This is a genomic window from Bradyrhizobium sp. SZCCHNS1050, from assembly GCF_032484785.1.
In the GTDB taxonomy this organism is placed as follows: Bacteria; Pseudomonadota; Alphaproteobacteria; order Rhizobiales; family Xanthobacteraceae; genus Bradyrhizobium.
The window spans coordinates 1263393-1285487 of record NZ_JAUETR010000001.1; the positions used below are offsets into that span (position 1 = coordinate 1263393).

Below are 22095 nucleotides of genomic sequence, written 5' to 3' on the forward strand. Positions count from 1 at the left end.
GCCACAGTGATCGGCTGTAAGAAAATATTTCTCGCTCCAGACGCATAGACACTTTTATCGGGCGAAACCGATGACATCGATAAGCTCTCTTAGCGACATCAGCTTTGGATCAATACCCGTGACGCTTTCCCGATTGCTTGCTCTAATGACGTGCTCAGCAGTCGCTTCAAGAAGTTTCCTAACATGCGCGGAAAGATTAACTCCGTCGTTAGCCTTTGTAACCTTCACTCGGTCGCTTTCAACGTTGAGGTTGAGGCGATCTCCTGCCAACGAATACGCAAAGTACTCGTTATTCTCAACATCGATCGGCTCCGTCCATGCAGCTAAGCTCTCAAAATTCCGGAACAGCGTTACATCACCAACTACTTCGCTGCTGCTAGACTCGTTTATGATAGCAACACTCGATAGGTCCACATTCATCAGAATCTGCTCCAAAATGATCGATCGGTAGACTTAGTTTCCCACGGCCGGTGACGTCCGATACCGCCTCCCGGCATAGTCTCCCCCGTCACAGGATCGACAGCTCGCCTGTGATAATGCGGCCAACGTCCGAGGGGGTGGCCCGTGCGGTTTCCATAGGGAGCAAAACGGAAATTGCGGCCGAACGAATACTCCCATCCTAGCACTGCATACTCACAGATCGCGCCAGCGTAAGGCATAGCGACCACCGCCAACATCATACCGCCGGTTTGATATGGGTGCTCAAGAGGATTGTAATCGAAACCAGGTTCTTCGTCCGTTCCCGGATACCAGATTCCCATTGCGTCGACATAACGACCGGTATGATCCCGCTTCAGCACAGGCGCAGACCCTGCGTAGGCGTAGACATTTGGTCCATCCAGCAATTCCGGCAGCTCTAGACCGAAGGACCAATTTACAGTGAGTGACGACGGGACAAACGCGGACGCCTGCGCCGACATGCCCCGGCCGTCAATTATAGAGCTAATGGGCGACTCGCCAGAAGTGACAGACCAGAACGCCGGCACTTCGCCATTAGGATCCGGCTGCGTGTATCGTCCCAGGGTGGGATCGTAATGTCTATACCAATTGTAGTGAAGCCCGGCTTCCAACAAAAAATACTGCCCCGGAAACCGCAGATTATTCGTGGCAGACCCTAGGATCACGTCGACGGCGCCAAACGGCAAGAAGTATGCATTCCACACCACGTTCTTCGTGCTGTCCGTCATCCGAATCGGGCGGTCGAGATGGTCGGCGTGGACGAACCAGAGGTTTGGCGCGGACGTGTCGAGATCAGCTGCCACGGCGAGCGGCATGTCGTCCAGCCAGACATACTCCCGGGTCACGACGCCGGAGGCCGTCGCTTCGGCGATAAGACGACCGGTGAGATCGTACACGTAATGCATGGTAGCGGGCGGCGAGGCCGTCCGTAGCGTGCGGACGGCCATCCGCTCCAAACCGTCATAGCCGTAGTCCGCCGTGACGGACGAGTTGAGACTCAGCTGATCGAGCCGATCGCGGTTGTTGTAGCGATAGCCATAGATCGTGCCGGACCGATTGTCGGTCACGAGATTACCTGCCGCGTCGTGAGTAAATGTCCGAACGTTGGTTCCGTTGCTGCTGACATCGACCAACCGGTTCGACGTGGCCTCGTACTGGGTGATCTGCTCTGTGACGGTTCCACGGCTGGCATAGGATTCGAACATCCGATTGCCGACAGCGTCGTAGGCATAACCAAGCACGCCCCAGGGGCCGCTGGCATTCTCGAGCCGACCGGTCGGCGTATACGAGTAATTCTCGCTGCGCAGCGTATCGACCGTGTCGGTGATATCGGTGATGTTGACGCCGTCGTTGCGGCTGTATTGGCGATTGACAACATCGGTTCCGGATGAAGTGCCCGTGACGACGAGCTGACTCAGTAGGTAGTCCTGATCATACGTCTTGATCAGGGTCAGGCCATTGCCATAGGTCAGCGACTGCAACGGCCCCGCAGCGCCATACGTCACGTTGGACGCCAGAGGCACGGTCGCGTTCGTGGTCCGCGAAGTCACATCCGTAATGCGGCCGACCGTGTCCCGAGTGTAATCGACCACCCGTCCCGACGGGTAGGTCATGCGGATGATGTTTCCGGCGAGGTCATAGCCATAGCCGACGACATAGATGGCCGAGCCCGTGGCCTTGCGCTCCTGCATCACCTGGCCGAGCGCGTTGAAGGTCCAATCGATCGAGCCGGTGGCGTCCTGGATCCGGGTGAGCCTGCCTTTGCCCTTGTTGCCGTTGGTCGCGTCGTCCCAGGTATAGGTGATGTTCTCACTGGGCGCTGCCGGATACTGCTTGGCCAGCAGCCGCCCAGCATTGTCATAGGTCAGGTTCGTGCCGACGCCGCGGGCATCGACGATCTGCATCGGCTTGCCCAGGACGTTATAGGTGTAGGTGGTCGTGCCGCTGTCCGGGCTGACGCGCTGGATCACCTCACCGAAACCGTTGCGGACGTAGCTGGTGGTGAGCGAGCGCGGGTCGCTGTAGGCGGTGATGTCGTCGGCACCGTTGCGAGCCACCGCGACCGAGTTGCCCTCCTCGTCCGTCGTCCCGATCAGCCGGTTGAGGCCGTCAAAGCTCGATCCGAACACGTTGGCTCGCGGATCTGTGACCGACACCTCGTTGTGGGTGCGGTCATAGCCGTGGGTCCAGGTCTGCCCGAACGCGCCGACGAACGTCAGCAACCGGCCGAGTTCGTCATAGGTCGCCGTCTGCGACGCTTGCAGGATGCCGCTCGGATCCTTGATCCGCCGCGCGGTGACGTTGCCGAGATTGTCGCGGTCGTACTCGACCGTCGCCCCGGTATTGTCCTGCACCCGGATGAGCCGGCGGCCGTCATCGTAGGTATATTGCAGGAACGCGCCGTTCGGCCTGACGATCCGGCTGACATCGCCCGTCGGGGTGTAGTCGATCGACGTCGTCGCGACCAGCCCGCTGGGATCCACGATTGTGCTCTTCAACCGGCCCAGGGGATCGTAGGTCAGGTTGGTATAGACGCCATTGGGGTCGAGGATCGTGGTCGGCTGGCCCCGCCCGTTATGCGACATCACCTTGGTGAGGTGGCCGACCTCGTTGGTGATCGTCGCCACGAATCCCGTCTGGTCATAAGTGTAAAGGACTGTGTCACCGGCTCCGGGCAGCGGCCCATCGACGGAGGCAAGCAACCCTCCCGTCGTGTAACCGTAAGTCCAGGTCCGGGTCTGGCCGTTGGTCGCATACGGCACCGTCTGGCTGGTCGTATCGGCCTTCGTGAGCTGGGTGAGAAGACCGCCGGTCCAGGTGAAGTCGGTAGTCACGCCGGGCTCGACCGCACGCGTCGGCACGTTGAGCGTCGGATGCCAAGTGTAGCTGTTCGACTGCGCGAGCGGCGTTCCGTAGCCGCGGGTGACGAGCGTCGGATTGCCGCGGCTGTCGCGGACGTAATGCGTGACCCGCCCCTCCTCGTCGGTCTCGTCCGTAACATAATTGTTGACGTCATAGCCGATGACGGAATTCGAACCAACGCAATTGGCGGACGGCTGCCCCTCGATGCTGGCGAGGATGTTGTTGCCCCGCGCATCCTTGCTGTAGTGATACACTGCGACCTTAGACAGCGGATTGGTCACCGTCACCGTGTTGGCCACATCATTGTAGGCGATCGAATATCGCTCGACGCCGCCGGCATGCTCCGATGTCAGCACCCTCCCCTTGGCATCGTAGGTCCAGGTCGCGTAGCGCACGCCGGCCTCGTTGGTGACGCCGGTCAGCGCGTAGGGAAAGCTTGCATTCTCGTAATGATAGCGGATGCGCGGATTGTCCGCCGTGTCTGCGGTCGTATCCGGCTGAATGACGTATTCGAGCGCGAACAGGTCCGCCGCCATCTGCAGCGGATCCGGACCGCTCCTGCCGACGATGGCGTAGCGCGGAATGAACTTGTAGCGATAGACTTGTCCGCCGGGCACCGTCATCGTATCGAGCAGCCCCTGCGGCGTATAGGTGAACTGCAGGGTCCGACCGAAACTGTCGGTTACCAGCGTGTTGTTGCCGGCGCTGTCATAGGTCAGTGCCTGGGTGTAGCCGCTCTGGAATATGATCGACTGCAGCACGCCGCCGGCGTCGTAGACCCGGCTGATATTGTCATCCGTCGTCAGGGTATAGAGCTGTGTGGTCGCATTCTTCACGAGCGTCGCAGCCCGACCGCGGTTGCCAATGACGAGGCTCTTCAGGCTCCAGTCGTAATAGCTCTGCGCGTAGAGGCCGGTCGAGCTGACATAGCTGAAGAGGACGACCTCTCCGTTGGGGAGCGTAATCGTCACGCTATTGGAAGCGACGATCGCGCCGGAATCGAAGTTCGACCGCCATCCGTTACCGAGCCGCGACGGACGCAGACGTCCGCTCAGCGTCGCCTGATCGCTCGTATAGAAGCGCTCGAATTTGAGCGACGCACCGCCGTCGCTCGTACTCTGGGTCGAGAAATCGGTATAGGCCTCGATCTTCATGCCACTGCGAAGATCGACGGGATTGGCGACCTGGTCTCGACAGGACGGGCAGTGATCCGCCGGGGGAGCAGCGAGACACCCCGATCCGGTTAGAACTTCACCACTATCGCAGTTGAGAAACGCTACACCACCCCGGTAAGCTCCATTCGAATTCCCGTCACAAATCGCACCGGCGAAAATGCCGCTGCTCCCCGCCCCGTTAAGATAGCACTTCGTCAGGATGACGCTTGGGTCGCTGCTCCAGTAAGCCCAAAAGTCTTCCTGCGCACAGGCAATACCATCCGAACCGCAGTTGCCGTTGTGATAGCTGGCCCAGTGGCCCGCATGCACCGGCTGGGGCGCAAGACAGACGATGAACGAGGCACAGAACAAGATGACTGCGACGATAGAACCGCGCAGCCAAGCCAGCTGCGCAAACCTATTTCCAACCCGGATCATGTGCCCCCAACTTCCGATTGCAACAACACGAATCAAATACATATCAATCATAGATCAACTGCACGGTATTTTATCACCTTAGGATGTCAATTCGACAACAACCCTTTCCACGTCGGCATCCCAACAAAATCGGTGATGAGTCGCGGCATCTTCGCGGAGTAGTTTCATCGTTCGCGAAGACTCTCGGATTTGTATCTGAGCAGCGGCGACATCACATACTCGATGATCCGTCTCGTCCCCGTCTTGATCTCCACCGTCACCGCCATCCCCGGCGCGAGCGCGACCATCTTGTCCTCGATCTGCATTTGCTTCTCATCCAGCGACACCCGCGCCGAATAGATGAACTCCTGGCCTGCCGGCTCGCTGGTCTCGGCCAGTGCACCAGCCGCCTTGCCGCCATTCTGCTTATCGGCGGGCTTCTCGCGGACGATCGAATCTTGGGAGACGCTCAGCACCTTGCCATGGACGAGGCCGTAGCGGGTGAAGTTGAAGGTGTCGATCTTGATCTCGGCTGATTGCCCGACATTGACGAAGCCGATGTCGCGGTTGGAGATCATGGCTTCCGCCTCGAGCTGGCTGTCGGCGGGCACGATGAGCATCAGCTGTTGCGCCGGTGTGACGACGCCGCCGACAGTGTGCAGCGCGAGCTGCTGCACGGTGCCGTCGATCGGGGCGCGCAGCACCTGCTCGGCGATCTTGCGCTCGGCCTTGACGAGGTCCTGCGTCAGCTCGTCGGCCTTCTTCTCGGCATCGGCGAGGTCCGACAGCACCTGGCGCTCGAAGCCGGAGCGGGTCTGCGCCAGCTGCTGCTCCAGCGCCAGCCGCGCCGCCTCGATCTCGACCAGGCGCCGCGTCTGCACGATGCGCTCGCTCTGCTGGTCGATCAGCCGCGACTGCGCGTCGATATAGGCGATCTGGTTGCCGTATTGGATCTCCTTGGCGTTGCGGCGGATGTCAGCGGTCTCCTGCAGGAATGGGAGCGTGGCATCGATCTTGGCGATCGCGGCCTCGATCGACTGCGCCTCGGCACGCTTCTGTGCGATCTGCTGCAAATTGGAGGCGAGCTTCGACAGCTGCTCGGCGGCCTGCGCCTGCAGGGCGGCGCGGGTACGTGCGACGTCGGCGGGTGCGGCGCCTTCGGGCACGTTGAGCGGTCGCAGCTCGGCGAGATCGCCGAAGCTGTCGCGGAGCACACCGAGCCTTGCAACATCGAGCCTTGCCTGCATCAGGCCCTGCGCGACGCGGCGGCGCTCGGCCTCGGTGACGGTGCGATCGAGCTCGACCAGCACGTCGCCGGCATGCACCTTGTCGCCGTCCTGGACGTGGATCGCGGCGACGACGCCCGCTTCCAGCGGCTGGATGGTCTTGGTGCGGCCGGTCGGCACGATCTTGCCTTGCGCCGAGGCGATGATGTCGACATGGCCCACGATCGACCAGCCGATCGCGATGACGAAGAACAGCATGATGGTCCCGGCCACGGCTCGGCCCACGGGCGAGGCCGGCGTCTCCACGATCTCCAGCGCCGCGGGGAGGAACTCGCGGGCATCTTTGCGGCGGCCCCGTCGCGCGTCGAGCGAGATCGGCGCGTTGTCCTGCTTCTGCGCTTCAGCCGACGACATGGAGCCCCGCCTGGATCTGGTCCAGCGTCGCGTAGCGCCCAGCGCGCTTGATCAGCTCGTCATGGGTGCCGTCCTCGACCAGGCGGCCATTCTCGATGGTGAGGATGCGGTCGGCGTTGCGCACCGCCGACAGCCGGTGCGCGATGATGAACACGGTGCGCCCGGCGCAGATCTTGCGCATGTTGCTCTGGATGATGTTCTCGCTCTCATAGTCGAGCGCCGAGGTCGCCTCGTCAAAAATGAGAATGCGCGGATTGGTGACCAGCGCACGCGCAATCGCGATGCGCTGGCGCTGGCCGCCGGAGAGGCTGGCACCGCGCTCGCCAACCACCGTGTCATAGCCGTCGGGCAGGCCGAGAATGAACTCATGGGCGCCGGCGAGCTCGGCCGCCTGGATCACCCGCTCCATCGCCATGCCGGGATCGGCCAGCGCGATGTTGTCGCGGATCGAGCGGTTGAACAGCACGTTCTCCTGCAGCACCGCGCCGATCTGCCGCCGCAGCCAGGTGACGTCGGCGACCGTGAGATCGACGCCGTCGATCAGGATGCGGCCGGCCTCGGGGACGTACAGCCGCTGGATCAGCTTGGTCAGTGTCGACTTGCCAGAGCCGGAGGGGCCGACGATGCCGACCACTTGGCCGACCGGCACCTTCAGGCTGACGTCGTGCAGCGCCAGCGGTCCATCGACGCGGTAGCGGAAATGGACGTGGTCGAACACGACCTCGCCGCGCACTGGCGGCAGCGCCGCGCGGCCGGGATTGAACGCCGGCTCCGGCGTGGTGTTGAGGATGTCGCCGAGCCGCGCCACCGACAGCCGCGCCTGGTGGAAATCCTGCCACAGCTGCGCCAGCCGCAGCACCGGCTGCGCCACCCGCCCGGCCAGCATGTTGAAGGCGATGAGCTCACCGACGCTCAAGCTGCCCTCGATCACCAGATGCGCCCCGAAATACAAGGTCAGCGCGGTGACGATCTTGCTGATGAACTGCACCGACTGGCTCGCCCAGTTGCCGAGCGACAGCACGTCGAAGCTGGCGCCGACATAGCCGGCGAGCTGCTCCTCCCAGCGCCGCTGCATCTGCGGCTCGATTGCCATGGCCTTCAGGGTCTGGATCGCGGTGACGGTCTCGACCAGGAAGGCCTGGTTCTCGGCGCCGCGGTCGAACTTGACGTCGAGCCGCTTGCGGAAGATCGGCGTCACCCCGGCCGACAGCGCGATGTAGAACGGGAACGAGCCGATCACGATCCAGGACAGGAACGGCGAGTAGTAGAACATCACGCCCAGGAAGACGAAGGTGAAGGCGAGATCGATCACCAGGGTCAGCGCCGAGCTGGTAATGAAATTCCTGATGTTCTCCAGCTCGCGCACCCGCGCCACGGAATCGCCGGCGCGCCGCGCCTCGAAATAGGCGATCGGCAGCGCGACCAGATGGCGGAACAGCCGCGCGCCGAGCTCGACGTCGATGCGGTTGGTGGTGTGGGAGAAGACGTAGGTGCGCAAGCCCCCCAGCACGGTCTCGAAGATGGTGACTGTAACGAGCCCGAACACCAGCACGTCGAGCGTGGTGTAGCCGCGATGGGTCAGCACCTTGTCGGTGACGACCTGGAAGAACAGCGGCGTCACCAGTCCGAACAGCTGCAGGAAGAACGAGGCCAGCAGCACCTCGCCGAGCAGCCGGCGATATTTGTGCATCGCCTGCAGGAACCAGGTGATGTCGAAACGGCGCGCAAGATCGGTCAGCGAGGCGCGGCGCGCCATCAGCACGACCGTGCCGGTCCAGTTGGCCTCGAACTCGGCGCGCTTGAGACTCTGCGGCCGGTTGACCTGCGGATCTTGGATCAGCGCCGCATCCACGGTGACCTGGCCGAGAATGACGAACGAGCCATCAGCCCGCGCTGCGATGGCCGGCAGCGGCAGCTTGGCAAGGCCGTCCCAATTCTGGCTGACAGCGCGAGCCTTGAGCTTCAACTGCTTGGCGCAGCGGAGCATCTCCGTCACGCCGACCGGCTCTCCCGCCAACTGATGTGCAATCTGCGCCGGATCGATAGCGACCTGATGAAACCGCAGCAGCAATGTCAGGCAGTCGAGCCCCGTATCCCTCTGCCCCGCGTCCATTGCCCCTGCACTACCCTAAGTCGTGCAGGAATGATGTACCACAAGAAACGATTGGACAAGATCTGCCACGTTCCCGCCGAGGATATTTTTACCTGCGAGGGATCGCACGTTACATGCATTGCGTGCATTGGGTGCAGGCTTCGCGCGTCTGCTGGACTAACCCGACAGCACCTCGCAACGCCGCGGACGGCTGAGGAACGAAGATTCTTGACTTACTCAGCTAGCTCCCTCACGGCAAACGCCTGAACTCCCGCGCGCCTGATGTTCCCCACTACAAACAAAGAACGACACAATCCCCACGAATCATATGCATCTGCGTGATGTTCGAGAGCTGGTGAATTCCGAATTGTCGAGGCGATAAACATCCGGCCGCCCGAACAACTGACAATTTTGACAGCAAGGTGAAATCCGCACTCAAAACATCGCCGCGCAACGAGCAAGCCTACATAAGGACCCCCGTTGACACCGAAGCTGCGATGTCAGGCGATCATAGGCTCATTGCCAGTAGCTTTTGGACAGCGCAATCCCAGACCGATTCCAAAGGCACATCTCGCGATGCGCTAGAGATCTGTTAAGCATCTCAGCACGGTATCATGTTAAAATACACGTTGAGATTGCTCAGGCTCACGGTTTTTGCGTATGTAGGTACCGACCGAAATAATCTGAAACAGACTGACACGGGAGCGGACATCCATGTTGGAGCCCGCCACAGACACCCTATTGCCCGCATTCTTTCGTCGCCTCCGCTTCCTGATATCCGCAAGGACACAGATCGGGGAGATACACAGACCTAACGGCACGCAATCGCAGGATGGTAATTCGATCACTCCTGCTTCCCAGTCTTCGGGTCGCACGGCTTTCGCTTGGTCTTCGCAGGGAACGCATACGACCGGATATGTGGAAGCGAGCGTATGGGCCATTTGCTTTGTCGCGACCACGTTCGCGGCCTTCCTGACCCAGCGGTCGGCTATCATTGTTGATCTCGGCAGCCTCTTGGTTGCATTGACGATACTGGGCTTCCTCCTCACTGTTCACGTTGTCTATCGACGTTGGCGACCATCGCCGGTGCTCAGCAACTTGTGCGGAGCGCTCCTAGCAATGTTACTATCGGGCGCAGTGGCTGGAATCATCAGCCTTGTTGGGCTTCGGAATAACGCCCCATTCATCGATGCAGATCTTGCAAGATGGGATCGAGCGGCGGGTTTCGACTTGCCTGCTGTCATCGCTTGGGCAGCCGACAACCCCGCCTGGTCCCAGCTCCTGTCGGTCACGTACGACAGCTCATTCCCCCTGCTCTTCGGCCTTTCAGTGCTGCTCGCAATCGTTCGCCGTTTCGATCATTTATGGATACTGACGTTCGTATTCGCCACCACGATTGTCGCATGCGCGAGCATTTCCGTGATCTGGCCAGCGAAAGGTGCCTTCGCGTTCTTTGGGTACCCAGCCAGCTTGCTTGAGCATCTCCCGACAGGCGCGGGAACGTATCACTTGTCGAAGTTGGAATACTTCCGCAATTCGGCCTCGCCGTTGCTGTCATTCGCCAATCTGCAGGGAGTTGTGACATTTCCGTCGTTCCATTGCTGCCTGGCGCTGATGATCATATCCGCGTCCCGGCACCTCAGGTGGCTATTCCCGATTTCATTGATCTGGAATTCCCTCGTGATCGCATCGACCGTGCCGATCGGTGGACATTATGCGATCGATCTTCCATGCGGCGCGGTCGTGTGGCTGGTCGCAACCGGAACTGCTGTCGCCTTGATGTCATTGTCCTCGCGACGGGCGCAGGGATCATCTGGATTGCGAGCCGACGCTTCACACGACCGTCTCACGCACGGAATGTGCCAAATCATGACCAGAGCGCAAGTCAGCGAATCCTGACACCGGCCCTGTATGCCCGGTTCTGCGATTTCTCTTGATGGCGTATAGGCGTTCGTTCTGACACTAAAACGTACGGCCATTTGCGCCCCCACTAGATCACATGCGCTAAAGATATTTACTCTATCTAAAATTGTCTTATTCAGACTCATCTATTATAAGATGCCATAAGGTATCCTTTTGTGGCTTGAAGGTGCGCCGATCTGGCCAACAGCAAAGAGGGTGTAATGCGGGTCAAGATGATGAGGTTCCTGCGTGACGAATCGGGAGCCACTGCAATCGAGTACGGATTGATTGCCGCAGGAATTTCAATTGCGATCATCGCAGCAGTCAACGGTTTGGGCAGCAAGATCAACACCTCGTTCGTAGACATCAATTCCTCCATCAACTAGCTCTGCACAGTCTACACGTTGGCGTTCTCAGGAAGCCCGAACCAATGCGTTCGGGTTTCTTGCTTCAAAAACCGCAGCGCCGCGGAATACTGGCCTTTTAATGTCGTACAGTCTCATGGTGGACATCACCAATTTTCAAGTACCGGTCAGCCTGCTCGAGCATTTCACAAGTCGCGTGAGTTTAATATTTGTGGAGATAGAAGTATTTCCGCAGCCTAAGCGTCTGACGGAAGAGTTCCCTAGCCATTGGTGTTAGGATTGTGGCTGTCGAGTTCTACGTCTCCGATCATTCCCGTCGTGCCGCCCGCGCCCTGGAACGTTCCAGGCGCCGTATTCGCATCGCCGCTGCCGGCCATGCTCGATGGAGTCGATGCAACCGAAAGTGACAGACGGCGACTAACCGAACCGCAATTTCACCAAGCAGCTGTAGCCGAAAGCGCGTGCGGTTCGCGCAGACTTGGGCTCTATCAAAGCTCCCGCTGCTCCCCATCGTAACGCGAGCCGACAGCTCTTTTATCCTCGGGCAGCTCACGTTGTCGAGCGACGGGAGCGCCTCGCCAGATCTGGATTTAGGTGACTGTCAAATATACCCAGTTGTTTCGGGGCGCAGAACTGCACTGGCCGAGGGACTGCATCCTCGATCTCGCGAGCGACCCCTCTGGCGATCAGAGCGTCAGATTGAGCAGCTCGGCAGCCCCAGTTCTCGGTGCGGCGACTCTTGTTCTTGTCATCATTGGCGATCTGGCACCGCACTATCTCGTTCGGCGTTGGCTCCTCTTTTCGTCGGTCCCACGGCCGATTTGAGTCCCCACCACCTCACCGTCGTCGCGCCTCTCACTAAGAGCAAGGTCGAGGCACTGGAGAGAAAACTGCGCGCAATGGTCACCGGGGTCGGGCTCGTAGCCTATGATCCGCAAGATCTTAAGGCAGACCGCGACGATCAGCGTATCGCTCCTTGGAGAAGGCAATCTAGCGCGGCGCCGAGATCGCCTGCGGCGAACGCCTGGGATGCCTCCGGGCGGGGCTCGGCCGAGCGAAAAGAATCCTTCACTTTGCTCCGGCTAGAATTGGCCAGCGCCCTCGTCAGGAGGTCAATGACCCCGATGATCATTCCGAAAGCGTCGACATGGCCTAAGACCCAGAAACTCCTTGGATTGGAAGGGCTGCGCTTCCTCGCTACCGTCGCGGTGCTGCTGTGGCACTATCAGCACTTTGCCTTCGTCGGCGACGAGCCGGTCGGTCTCGTGAGGAGCGAGCTGCCGTTCTACCGCGTTCTGTTCCCGTTTTATGAGAAGGGCAAGAATGGGGTCGAGATATTCTGGTGCATCTCCGGTTTCATCTTCTTCTGGAAGTATAGCGCGGTCATCGCCGACCGCACGATCAGCGGATGGACCTTCTTCGTCTATCGGCTGGCGCGACTTTACCCGCTCCATCTCGCGACGTTGCCGTTGGTCATGATGCTCCAGCTGATGTATTTCGTTCAGCACAACTACTTCTTCGTCTTTCAGCAAAACGACATCCCTCAATTCGTCAAGCAGCTGTTCATGGCCAGCGACTGGCTTCCGCCGCACGGCGTCAGCTTCAACGCACCAATCTGGTCAGTCTCAATCGAGATCGTGGTCTATGCGGCGTTTTTCCTGTCGCTGCGCGTCGTGCGTCCGTCCCCGCTCTTCAATCTAGCGGTGATCGTGATCTCGATCGCGACCGGTACGCTGATGTCAAAATGCTTCGCTTTCTTCTACGCTGGCGGCCTTGCCGCGATGGCAAGACAGGCTGTCGCCGGGGCTCGGCATCGGCCGAAGTTGGAAGCCTTGGCTGCGTGTGCGAGCATCGCGATGCCCGCGGCATTTTGGATGTCCGGCATGGACCTTGAGGCGCTCACTGCACCGCTTCTGCTGATCTATACGCCGATCCTGTTGTTCTGCTGCTCGAAGCCCATAGTCTTGCCGCGGCGCCTGGAGACCCTGGTGGAGACAGCCGGCAATACAACCTATTCCTGCTATCTGCTGCACTTTCCAATTCAACTTGCGATCGCGCTTGCTTTTTCGTCGATGCAGCGGCCCATCCCCTACCTCGATCCTCTGTTCTCGGCGGCTTTCGTGCTGTCCACGCTCGTCACCGCGCGCCTCACCTATTGCTGGTTTGAAGCGCCTGCTCAGCGGCTAGTCCGGACCCTTCTGCTGCGAAGGCAAGAGACTCGGCAGGCGAGTCCGGTCCTGCTTCAATGAAGGCAATCATCATGAAAGCGGAGATCTCGATCTAGTGTGCCTTACCCAACGCCAGTGGCCAATTTGGAAAGTCACAGTGACCGCTTTATCAAGAGCGAACGGCTCGGAGCTGGAGTAAGGCGGCAACCAAATCGCAATTTGTATGCCGATTGATCAATAGGGCTGCTGTCGAAGCGGCAGCTATTGGCCAACGTGCGATTGTCGGACATAAACGACTATGCGTGTTGGCATCCTAGGGTTCATCTCGAACGCTTGTTTTCCCTTTGCGGCCCAAAGCTCACGTGCCCGTTTCGCCCTCACCGCTCTTAAGCTTGTCAACCATCCAAAGTAGCGCACCCAAGATCGCGGAACGGTCATCACCGGTCAGGTCCACGATACCGGATTTGACCACGAGGCCGCCGAGTTCGATGAGGTACCGGGTGCGCTTGCGGTGTTCGACCCGCCACGCGCGCATGTCACGTCGCGCTTTTGCGGCTTGATGCCGGTTGCGCGCCGCTCGGTTGCGTAGGAGCAACGTCAGCGTCGCGGTCAGTTGCTGGCGCAACTCGCCGCGACCGTCCTTGAAAGAACGCGACGCCGCGCTTGGACCATGCCTCCCTCTTTCCGGCCTCTTTCGTCTCGGCCAGCACGATCAGCGCGCCCGCGAGCTCGTCGGCGCTGAGCGCGTCAGCTCCCGTAGCGATAACGAGCTCGCCGAGCTGGCGTACCTTGCGGGTTTTCAGCTCGCGCGCCTTGTCGTCGAGTGCCTTCAGGTCAGCATCAAAGTTCCTGGGTTTGCGCATCGTCGTCTCCATGAGTGACAATGGAGAAATGATAGCTTGGCCACTGGCGCATTGCTGTAAGGTCATCAGGACGAGCTGAGACGGGATAGTCCCTCCCGAGATTTTTTCGAGGGAGGGCGCGCTTATACGTCGTGCCGACGTACGCTTCGCTGTGTAGATGCTCTGCTCGCGATGGCGATCTATCATCTTCACGTCAAGGTCATTGGCCGGAAGGCCGGAAGCAGTGCGGTGGCATCGGCGGCCTACCGTTCGGCCTCGCGGCTGCGTGACGAGCGGTTGGGCCGTGAGCAGGATTTTTCTGGCAAGCGCGGCGTCGTCCATTCCGAGGTGATACTGCCGGAGAATGCGCCGGAGGCGTGGGGAGACCGCGAACGGCTTTGGAATAATGTCGAAGCACACGAAATCCGCAAGGACGCGCAGCTGGCCCGAGAGGTCGAGGTCGCCCTTCCGCGAGAACTGACTGAGGCGCAGGGCATCGAACTGGCTCGGGACTTCGTTCGCGGCGAGTTCGTGGGTCTCGGCATGATCGCCGATCTCAATGTGCATTGGGACAGGGCCGAAGACGGCATGCCCAAACCTCATGCCCATGTGATGCTGACAATGCGCGCGGTCGACGAGAACGGGTTCGGCCAAAAGGTGCGGGACTGGAATCGTACCGAGATGGTCGAGCGCTGGCGGAGGCGCTGGGCCGAGCTTGCCAACGAGCGCTTGGCCGAGCTCGACATCGACGCGCGGATCGACCATCGCAGCCTGGAGGCCCAGGGCATTGCTCTGGAGCCGCAAAGCCAGATCGGCGCGCCGGCAAAGCGAATCGAGGTCCGAGACATTGCGGGCGAAGGGTTTGAGGCCGACCGGGCCGAGATGCACCGGGAGATCGCGCGAAATAATGGCGTGCGGATCATCACGGATCCCTCACTTGGGCTGGATGCCATCACCCAGCAGCAATCGACCTTCACGCGGCGCGACATGGCAAAGTTCGCGCACCGGCATAGCGACGGACTCGACCAGTTCAACGAGGTCATGGGCGCGATGCAGGGAGCGCCGAATCTGGTCGAACTCGGCAAGGACGCCCGCGGCGAGGATCGGTTCACCACCCGCGGAATGATCGAAGCGGAACAGCGGCTGCACCGGGCTGCTAAACGGATGGCGGAACAGGCGCGCCATCAGGTACCCGACGCGGATCGCCAGGCCGCTTTGGCGGGAGCGGAAGCGCGCGGTCTGGTCCTCTCGTCCGAGCAGGCCGACGCGGTTGCGCATGCTACGGACGGACGCGATCTCAGCGTCGTGGTCGGCCATGCCGGGACGGGAAAGAGCGCAATGTTGGGGGTGGCGCGCGAGGCCTGGGAAGCGGCGGGCTTCGAGGTCCGGGGTGTTGCGCTGTCCGGTATTGCCGCCGAAAACCTCGAAGGCGGATCGGGCATTGCGTCGCGCACGATCGCCAGCCTGGAGCATGGCTGGAAACAAGGCCGTGATCTGCTCAGATCCAGTGATGTGCTGGTGATCGACGAGGCGGGGATGGTCGGCACGCGCCAGCTCGAGCGCGTGCTGTCGCATGCGGCCGAGGCTGGCGCAAAGGTGGTGCTGGTCGGCGATCCGCAGCAGCTGCAGGCCATCGAAGCGGGCGCGGCGTTCCGCTCCATCCATGAGCGTTACGGCGGCGCGGAGATCGGTGAAGTGCGCCGTCAGCAGGAAGACTGGCAGCGGGACGCCACACGCGATCTGGCAGCCGGCAAAGTGGGCCATGCGCTCGAAGCCTACCGCGCTCACGGCATGGTGCATGAGGCGCTGACCCGCGAGCAGGCGCGCAGCGATCTGATCGAGCGCTGGGACCGCGACCGGCAGGCGTCACCGGACCGGAGCCGGATTATCCTCACCCACACCAATGACGAGGTCCGCATCCTGAACGAGGAAGCGCGCGAACGGATGCGAGCCGCGGGCGATCTGGGCAATGAGGTGGGGGTGACGGTCGAGCGAGGTGCGAGAACCTTCGCCAGCGGGGATCGCGTCATGTTTCTGCAGAACGAGCGCGGCCTTGGCGTCAAGAACGGCACGCTCGGGACCGTTGAACAGGTCAGCGCGCAGGGCATGACGGTACAGGTCGACGATGGCCGATCTGTGCGCTTTGACCTCAAGGATTACAACCGCATCGACCATGGATATGCCGCGACGATCCACAAGGCGCAGGGCATGACGGTTGACCGCGTCCATGTGCTGGCGACGCCGGGCATGGACGCCCACAGCAGCTATGTCGCGCTGTCTCGGCACCGCGACGGGGTAGGCCTGCACTATGGCCGCGATGATTTTGCGGGTCAGGACCGGCTCACCCGTGCCCTGTCACGCGTTCGCGCCAAGGATATGGCCTCGGACTACGAGGCTGCCGATCCAGTACAGAATTACGCCGAACGGCGCGGGATCACCTTCCGCAAGCGCGTGGTCGAGATCGTGCGCAAGATTGTGCCCGAGAAGCTGCGCGACATGTTGGACGGCCTGCGGTCTCCGGCTGATGTGCCCAGACTGGATGGCGGACAGAGGCCGGAACGGGCGACGCCGGAAAGGGAAAGCAACGATCCCGCAGCCGACCGGCGTGGAGCCGAAGTGCCGGCCAGGAACGTGACGCAAGATCCCGAAGTGGAAGCGCGTCGCGTCCGGACCCGTGCTCTCGTGCGCCACGCCCGCGCGGTGGACGCGATCTTCGAGGCGCAGAAGACGGACGACAGGACCAGTCCCGAGCAGGTGAAAGAGCTGCAGAAGGCCCGCCAAGCCTTCAATGCGGTGCGCCCGTTTGGCTCGCACGATGCCGAAGCCGCCTACAAGAAGAACCCGGAGCTCGCCCGCGAAGCGGCGGACGGCCGGGTCAATCGCGCCATCCGCGCGCTCCAGCTCGAAACCGAACTCCGCAGCGATCCGGGCCGCCGCGCCGATCACTTCGTTGAGCGATGGCGGGAGCTCGACCAGACCAGCAGGCGCCTATATCAGGCGGGCGACTTGTCCGGCTACAAGGCCACGCGCTCGGCGATGGGCGACATGGCGAAGAGCCTCCAGCGCGACCCGCAACTGGAATCCATCCTTGCCGGCCGCAAGAACGATCTCGGCATTGCATTCGAATCGGGCCGCCGACTCGGCCAGGATCTGGCCTTCGTCCATGGCATCGATCTCGGCAGAGGCCGAGGCCTTGGAATTTGACCCATCCCGTTTGCCGCCGGCTCTACGCCACAGCTGGCAACGCGCGAACTCCTATTGTCCGCCTGCACCTGTTTGGCCTCTGGTCTCGCCGGACGTCAGGAGCAACCAGCGAGGGGCATCACGGCCATGCGCGAGCCAGACCGTATCATCAGGTTGAAAACCGTCCTTGCCAGGACCGGGCTGTCCCGATCCACCATCTACCGCAAGATCGCCGAAGGTACGTTCCCTACCCCACTCAAGATCAGCAGCAACGGAACTGGTTGGCATGAATCCGACATCAACCGGTGGATCGCAGATCCCGTAAGATGGCGTCCGCGGCGCGACCTCGATGAAATCTTGTAAGCTCTATGGCACAACGATCAGGGACGACGTTTCTGGAGGCGCTCTCCTGAACTATCCGACCCCATCCTTTTCTACGCCACGGCATCCCGCTTCAGGGACGGTCCCGCGAGATGCAGACGACGAGTTCGGACCAAGCTACATTGCAAATGCGCTTACGGCAGAGCGCGATGTCAACCGAAGGCGTTCCATGAGCCGGCGCTCCGCTCGATTTACCCAAGGCGAAGTGGCACGAGCGATCCGCGCTGCAAAAGCGGCCGGTGCTTCATCCATACGAATTAAGCCGGACGGCACGATCATCGTCGACCTGGTCAAATACAAGGAAGAGCGGGGCATCGATGAGACGGTTGAGCCCGAAGAGCATTTCGTGCTTTGATTCGCTTCATGCCCCGTCCTCGCAGGCCCTACCTTCACAAGGAAATCAACCGTCATGGCAGGACGGTCTGGTACGTTCGCAACAAGGACGTAGGCGGCAAACGCACTCGCATTCGCGGCGAGTACGGGTCCATAGAATTCAACCGCAACTACGACATCGCTGTAGCCGACATGTTCAATCGGCCACGCCTCGCAATCGATCCAAGCGAAGCCAGGGCGAAGGTCTTTGATGGTAGCCTCAAATGGCTATGGGAAGAATACAAGGCAAAAGCGCCTGATTGGCGCGAGATGAAGGCGAGCACTCACAAGCAGCGCAACAGCCTCATGATTCATGTTCTGGAGGCCAACGGCAACAAACGAGCCGCCGCCATCCAGAAGCAGCACATCCTGGACGGGCTTGGACGTCGCGCTCAGAACCCCTCCGCGGCCCGGCACTTTCTCACCACCATGAGGCGGATGTTCACCTGGGCGGTCGCGCAAAAGATCCTTGCGGCAGATCCAACCGAAGGGATCAAGACACCCAAGCCAGCGAAAACCGAAGGCTTTGTCACCTGGTCTGATGCCGACGTTCGGCGTTACTACAAGCGCTGGCCGCTCGGCACGCGAGAGCGCGTCATGATAGACGTCTACCTCTTCACCGGCTTTCGGCGGGGTGACGCAGCATCGTTCGGCCCTGCCGATGTGACCGAACAGGTGCAAGAGCGGATTGGGCCTGACGGAAAAATCGAGCAGATCTTCGTGCCGATCATCACGAAGCGCCTGGAAAAGGGGAGCGAGACCATTGAGGTCACCTTCCCGATGCTCGATGTCCTGCGCCGGACGTTGGAGGCAGGTCCGATCGGAACCGAGACCTACATCGCGACCCGGCAGGGCAAGCCGATGACCAAGGAGAGCTTAGGCAACGTGTTCAAGGAGAAGTGCGTCGCAGCTGGGTTGGCGAACCGATCAGCGCACGGCCTTCGCAAGGCGGCTGCAACCGTCGCCGCCGAAAACGGAGCAACGGAAGCCGAGCTGGATGCGATCTTCGGTTGGACCGATCGTCGGATGGCAAGCCATTACACGCGGAACGCCAATCGCAAGAAATTGGCGTATGGCGGCGTCGCCAAGCTCGAGCGAATGATCGGCTCCGTGGATCATAGAGCGAACGTCTATTCCCTCACCGACAAGCTAGGTGCGGGAAATCGAACAAAAAGCTCAATGAATTCAGCCGACGTCCGGAGGGGTGGTGGGCACGACAGGGATCGAACCTGTGACCCCTACCATGTCAAGGTAGTGCTCTCCCGCTGAGCTACGTGCCCTAATCCAATATCCGTTCGGGTGGGCGTCCCTATATCGGCTCCCACGCAGGCAGGCAAGGACGCAAAATGCCGAAATTGGGAATAATCCGCCAGTTCCGGAGGTCTGTCCCTGGCGGCTCAGGCCGCCAGCATCTTGTTGACCTCGCTGACGAGTTCGCGCAGGTGCACCGGCTTGGACAGCACCTTGGCATTCTTGGGCGCCTCCGAATCGGAGTTCAAGGCGACCGCGGCGAAGCCGGTGATGAACATGATCTTGATGTCCGGGTCGAGCTCGGAGGCGCGGCGCGCCAGCTCGATGCCGTCCATCTCCGGCATCACGATGTCGGTCAAGAGCATCTCGAACGGCTCCTCGCGCAGCCGCTGGTAAGCCGACATGCCGTTGTCGTGGGGCGAGACCTGGAACCCGGCATTTTCCAATGCCTTGACCAGGAAGCGGCGCATGTCGTTGTCGTCTTCGGCGAGCAGGATTTTGTGCATGGCGAGGGGTTGTCTGGTCCGGGTGAGAGGCGGAGCGTTGCCGCCACTAAGCCTGACGGGCGGTAAATTTCGGGTGAAAGATTGCGCCTTTTGATCCGACATCGGCAAGGCATTTTGAGGGCTGAAGGTGCGGTCTTCGACCGAAGCAGCACGCCAGCTCAGAGTTGTTCCAAACGCGAGATGAACTTTTTCATTGCTTTTCGCTTGGCAGACCGGCTCGGATTATCGAAGATGCGCGTTGGCAAGAGCAGTGCCTGCGTTGTCCAGAACGAATCGGCCGGAGGATACCGGCGCATCAACGGACGTGACATCGACGCACGTGACCAAGGGGACGGCGCCCAGAGATGACGGACTTTGATGGCGAATTGCCGCCGTTCGAGATCATGGAGCCGACCGAATGGCGCGCGCCCATCATCTTCAATTCCCCTCACTCCGGATCGGCCTACCCCGACGATTTCCTGAGGGCGTCGCGAATCGATCTGCCGGCGCTGCGGCGCTCCGAAGATTCGTTCATGGACGAATTGATCGCCGATCTCCTGTTGCGCGGCTTTCCGGTCGTTCGCGTGCATTTCCCGCGCTGCTATGTCGACGTCAATCGCGAGCCCTATGAGCTCGATCCGCGGATGTTCGCCGGGCGGCTGCCGAGCTTTGCCAACACCCGCTCGATGCGGGTGGCCGGCGGCCTCGGCACGATCCCGCGCGTGGTCGGCGACGGCCAGGAGATCTATCGCGACCGGCTGAGCGTCGACGAGGCGCTGCACCGGATCGAGACGCTGTACAAGCCGTATCACCGCGCGCTGCGCCGGCTGATCAACCGCGTGCACCAGCAGTTCGGCACCGTGGTGCTGGTCGACTGTCATTCGATGCCGTCGGTCGGCGTCTCGCGCGACGAGCCGCGCCGGCCCGACATGGTGATCGGCGACCGCTACGGCACGAGCTGCGCGTCGCTGCTGCCGGACCTGGTCGAGGACGTGCTCGGCCGGCTCGGCTATTCGGTCGGCCGCAACAAGCCCTATGCCGGCGGCTTCATCACCGAGCATTACGGCAATCCGGCCACGGGCTTGCATGCGATCCAGATCGAGCTCAACCGCGCGATCTACATGGACGAGCGCCGCAGGGAGCGCGGACCGCGCTTCGCCCAGGTCGCCTCCGATCTCGCCGTGCTCGCCGAGGTGCTGGCGACGGTGCCGCTCGGCGACCTCGGGCCGTTCCAGGCGGCGGCGGAATAGAGGACTGCGCGTTCGGTCCGAGCGATTTCGGCCGGTGGCGTCGGCGCAAAAAAAAGGGCCGCTTGAATGACAAGCGGCCCAAGTCTAGGGAGGAAACGCCCAAGGAGGGCAGCGATAACGCGAAGCGCTACCGCACCGCAACAATATGCAATCGCGCTGCACAAAGCGCAAGAGTTTTTCCGCCTTTCTCCATGCAAAAAAACATAGGCCGGGTTGCGTTCAGCGCGAAACAGCTTTTCTTTTCATCATAGAAGTCAATGGCTTGATTGGAGATTCCAAACGATCGGAGAGGGACGCCGGTTTCGCTTTCAGTTTCACATCAGGGGCCCACGACGGCTCAACCGCGCCCGGCCAGCGCGGCCGGACACCAAACGGTATCCATGATGCCACGCTGGTGTTCCATATCCGGATGCGCCCCCGACCGCTTTGAGCTAGGCATAACCGGCTTATTGCCACCCGATTCCCTCACCCAAGGACGCGTTGTGACGGTCATTGATTTCTCCGCCTTCATCGGTCGTCTGGCGACCGCGTCGGGCGAAACCATCCTGCCGTTCTTCCGGACCTCGCTGCTGGTCGACAACAAGAGCAGCCGGCACGATTTCGATCCGGTGACCGAGGCCGACCGGGCCGCCGAGGCCGTGATGCGCCGCCTGATCAAGGCGAACTTTCCTCAGCACGGCATCGTCGGCGAGGAGTTCGGCAATGAGCGCGAGGACGCCGACTACGTCTGGGTGCTCGATCCGATCGACGGCACCAAATCCTTCATTGCCGGTTTCCCGACCTGGGGCACGCTGATCGCGTTGCTGCACAAGGGCACGCCGGTGTTCGGCATGATGCACCAGCCTTTCATCGGCGAGCGCTTTGCCGGCGACAACGGCTCCGCCAATTACAAGAACGGCGGCGGCGAGCGCCGGCTCTCGGTCCGGCGCTGCGAGCGTCTCGGGGATGCGGTGTGCTATACGACGAGCCCGCTGCTGATGAACGAGGCTGATCGCGCCACCTTTGGCCGGGTCGAGGCCGAGACGCGGCTGTCGCGCTATGGCGGTGACTGCTACTCCTATTGCATGCTGGCCGCCGGCCATCTCGATCTCGTCATCGAGACCGAGCTCAAGCCCTATGACATCGCCGCCCTGATCCCGATCATCAACGGCGCCGGTGGCATCGTCACCGACTGGGAAGGCGGCCCGGCGCAGAACGGCGGCCGGATCGTCGCCGCCGGCGACAAGCGCGTCCACGAAGCGGCGCTGAAGCGGCTGGCAGCGGGCTGAGCCC

The 22095-nt window shown here is 61.2% G+C and carries 14 protein-coding genes, 1 tRNA gene and 2 pseudogenes; 9 read left to right on the forward strand and 8 right to left on the reverse strand.

The annotated features are described in order from the left end of the window. Positions 1 to 54 precede the first annotated feature (54 nt). From QX094_RS05890 to QX094_RS05905, 4 genes are all read right to left on the reverse strand, one after another. Complete coding sequence (locus QX094_RS05890; protein ID WP_315716586.1) at positions 55 to 420, reverse strand: hypothetical protein; 366 nt, start codon at positions 418 to 420, stop codon at positions 55 to 57. Continuing rightward, positions 420 to 4964: an RHS repeat-associated core domain-containing protein gene (locus QX094_RS05895; protein ID WP_315810644.1), complete on the reverse strand. Its 4545-nt coding sequence runs from the start codon at positions 4962 to 4964 to the stop codon at positions 420 to 422. The genes QX094_RS05890 and QX094_RS05895 overlap by 1 nt, the downstream gene beginning before the upstream one ends. A 113-nt stretch (positions 4965 to 5077) precedes the next feature. After that, complete coding sequence (locus QX094_RS05900; RefSeq protein WP_315716584.1) at positions 5078 to 6532, reverse strand: HlyD family type I secretion periplasmic adaptor subunit; 1455 nt, start codon at positions 6530 to 6532, stop codon at positions 5078 to 5080. After that, positions 6519 to 8645, reverse strand: a complete 2127-nt coding sequence (locus tag QX094_RS05905; protein WP_315716583.1) for a type I secretion system permease/ATPase — start codon at positions 8643 to 8645, stop codon at positions 6519 to 6521. The genes QX094_RS05900 and QX094_RS05905 overlap by 14 nt, the downstream gene beginning before the upstream one ends. Before the next feature lie 693 nt (positions 8646 to 9338). Here QX094_RS05905 and QX094_RS05910 point away from each other — a divergent pair. From QX094_RS05910 to QX094_RS05920, 3 genes are all read left to right on the forward strand, one after another. Beyond that, a complete protein-coding gene (locus QX094_RS05910) occupies positions 9339 to 10523 on the forward strand; it encodes a phosphatase PAP2 family protein (protein ID WP_315810643.1) in 1185 nt (394 codons plus the stop codon). Positions 10524 to 10747: 224 nt separating this feature from the next. Continuing rightward, entirely contained in the window at positions 10748 to 10912 is a 165-nt protein-coding gene (locus QX094_RS05915) for a Flp family type IVb pilin (protein WP_315716581.1), read from the forward strand. A 1094-nt stretch (positions 10913 to 12006) separates the two neighbouring features. After that, positions 12007 to 13140 carry an acyltransferase gene (locus tag QX094_RS05920; protein WP_315716580.1) on the forward strand — a complete coding sequence of 378 codons (1134 nt, stop codon included), beginning with the start codon at positions 12007 to 12009 and terminating at the stop codon, positions 13138 to 13140. A 180-nt stretch (positions 13141 to 13320) separates the two neighbouring features. Here QX094_RS05920 and QX094_RS05925 read toward each other — a convergent pair. After that, positions 13321 to 13594, reverse strand: a pseudogene (locus QX094_RS05925) (conjugal transfer protein TraD). Between the two features lies 1 nt (position 13595). Then, complete coding sequence (locus tag QX094_RS05930) at positions 13596 to 13922, reverse strand: conjugal transfer protein TraD (RefSeq protein ID WP_315716579.1); 327 nt, start codon at positions 13920 to 13922, stop codon at positions 13596 to 13598. A 171-nt stretch (positions 13923 to 14093) separates the two neighbouring features. Here QX094_RS05930 and traA point away from each other — a divergent pair, with 171 nt between their 5' ends. The 4 genes and pseudogenes from traA to QX094_RS34510 form a co-directional block, all read left to right on the forward strand. Then, complete coding sequence (gene traA, locus QX094_RS05935) at positions 14094 to 17105, forward strand: Ti-type conjugative transfer relaxase TraA (protein ID WP_315716578.1); 3012 nt, start codon at positions 14094 to 14096, stop codon at positions 17103 to 17105. A gap of 126 nt (positions 17106 to 17231) precedes the next feature. Beyond that, the gene (locus tag QX094_RS05940; protein ID WP_315716577.1) at positions 17232 to 17447 is read left to right on the forward strand and encodes an AlpA family transcriptional regulator; all 216 of its coding nucleotides are present in this window, start codon (positions 17232 to 17234) and stop codon (positions 17445 to 17447) included. 187 nt (positions 17448 to 17634) lie between these two features. After that, a complete protein-coding gene (locus QX094_RS05945; protein ID WP_315716576.1) occupies positions 17635 to 17820 on the forward strand; it encodes a hypothetical protein in 186 nt (61 codons plus the stop codon). Between the two features lie 287 nt (positions 17821 to 18107). Further along, a pseudogene (locus tag QX094_RS34510) lies at positions 18108 to 18833 on the forward strand (tyrosine-type recombinase/integrase); the annotation flags it as partial. A gap of 209 nt (positions 18834 to 19042) precedes the next feature. On the opposite strand, the gene QX094_RS05955 reads toward QX094_RS34510, so the two are convergent. Both QX094_RS05955 and cpdR read right to left on the reverse strand, forming a co-directional pair. Beyond that, a tRNA-Val gene (locus QX094_RS05955) sits at positions 19043 to 19117 on the reverse strand. 117 nt (positions 19118 to 19234) lie between these two features. After that, positions 19235 to 19594: a cell cycle two-component system response regulator CpdR gene (gene cpdR, locus QX094_RS05960; protein ID WP_006610087.1), complete on the reverse strand. Its 360-nt coding sequence runs from the start codon at positions 19592 to 19594 to the stop codon at positions 19235 to 19237. 344 nt (positions 19595 to 19938) lie between these two features. Here cpdR and QX094_RS05965 point away from each other — a divergent pair, with 344 nt between their 5' ends. Both QX094_RS05965 and hisN read left to right on the forward strand, forming a co-directional pair. Then, positions 19939 to 20823, forward strand: coding sequence for an N-formylglutamate amidohydrolase (locus QX094_RS05965; protein WP_316184282.1), 885 nt, complete (start codon positions 19939 to 19941; stop codon positions 20821 to 20823). 482 nt (positions 20824 to 21305) lie between these two features. Beyond that, positions 21306 to 22091: a histidinol-phosphatase gene (hisN, locus tag QX094_RS05970; protein ID WP_315716573.1), complete on the forward strand. Its 786-nt coding sequence runs from the start codon at positions 21306 to 21308 to the stop codon at positions 22089 to 22091. The last annotated feature ends 4 nt before the right edge of the window (positions 22092 to 22095 follow it).

What these genes read in the sequence shown, in the direction of transcription:
- QX094_RS05890 (WP_315716586.1), bottom strand. Translation starts at nt 420, where the DNA reads ATGAATGTGGACCTATCGAGTGTTGCTATCATAAACGAGTCTAGCAGC.
- QX094_RS05895 (WP_315810644.1), bottom strand. Translation starts at nt 4,964, where the DNA reads ATGATTGATATGTATTTGATTCGTGTTGTTGCAATCGGAAGTTGGGGG.
- QX094_RS05900 (WP_315716584.1), bottom strand. Translation starts at nt 6,532, where the DNA reads ATGTCGTCGGCTGAAGCGCAGAAGCAGGACAACGCGCCGATCTCGCTC.
- QX094_RS05905 (WP_315716583.1), bottom strand. Translation starts at nt 8,645, where the DNA reads ATGGACGCGGGGCAGAGGGATACGGGGCTCGACTGCCTGACATTGCTG.
- QX094_RS05910 (WP_315810643.1), top strand. Translation starts at nt 9,339, where the DNA reads ATGTTGGAGCCCGCCACAGACACCCTATTGCCCGCATTCTTTCGTCGC.
- QX094_RS05915 (WP_315716581.1), top strand. Translation starts at nt 10,748, where the DNA reads ATGCGGGTCAAGATGATGAGGTTCCTGCGTGACGAATCGGGAGCCACT.
- QX094_RS05920 (WP_315716580.1), top strand. Translation starts at nt 12,007, where the DNA reads ATGACCCCGATGATCATTCCGAAAGCGTCGACATGGCCTAAGACCCAG.
- QX094_RS05930 (WP_315716579.1), bottom strand. Translation starts at nt 13,922, where the DNA reads ATGCGCAAACCCAGGAACTTTGATGCTGACCTGAAGGCACTCGACGAC.
- traA (WP_315716578.1), top strand. Translation starts at nt 14,094, where the DNA reads ATGGCGATCTATCATCTTCACGTCAAGGTCATTGGCCGGAAGGCCGGA.
- QX094_RS05940 (WP_315716577.1), top strand. Translation starts at nt 17,232, where the DNA reads ATGCGCGAGCCAGACCGTATCATCAGGTTGAAAACCGTCCTTGCCAGG.
- QX094_RS05945 (WP_315716576.1), top strand. Translation starts at nt 17,635, where the DNA reads ATGAGCCGGCGCTCCGCTCGATTTACCCAAGGCGAAGTGGCACGAGCG.
- cpdR (WP_006610087.1), bottom strand. Translation starts at nt 19,594, where the DNA reads ATGCACAAAATCCTGCTCGCCGAAGACGACAACGACATGCGCCGCTTC.
- QX094_RS05965 (WP_316184282.1), top strand. Translation starts at nt 19,939, where the DNA reads ATGACGGACTTTGATGGCGAATTGCCGCCGTTCGAGATCATGGAGCCG.